General features: G+C 47.5%; 1 protein-coding gene. It reads right to left on the bottom strand.

What is annotated here, in order from left to right; all coding sequences use genetic code 11:
- A partial coding sequence (locus AB4585_RS23415) for a DUF2798 domain-containing protein (protein ID WP_372171172.1) occupies positions 1-324 on the bottom strand: 324 nt, incomplete at both ends.

Below are 324 nucleotides of genomic sequence, written 5' to 3'. Positions count from 1 at the left end.
TACCACGGCCATTAACAGCAATGCTAAAGGCAGGGCTCTTACTAAGGTGTCTAGCCAGGTACTCATCAGCATCGATGTATCAGCAATGCCCACGCTATTTACCGCGGTGCTAAATGCCATTCCCGACTCCATAACCAATGCCATAATCAAGCCAATGGATATGTTGCGTACTTTCTCACTAGAGCTAGGAAAGAGGCGCTCAGCGAGCTTGGTCAGTAGCGCCATAAACGCAAAACCCAAAGGCATCACAGTCACCGCTGCGGTAAGAAAAGCTCGTATCCATTGAGCATAAAACAGTTCGCTATAGCCTTGATTTAGGTAAGT

It is taken from the genome of Vibrio sp. 10N.222.49.C9 (assembly GCF_041474985.1).
Lineage (GTDB): Bacteria > Pseudomonadota > Gammaproteobacteria > Enterobacterales > Vibrionaceae > Vibrio > Vibrio crassostreae_C.
The sequence above is the reverse complement of the archived record's forward strand: the minus strand, read 5'-3'. Positions and strand labels throughout refer to the sequence as shown.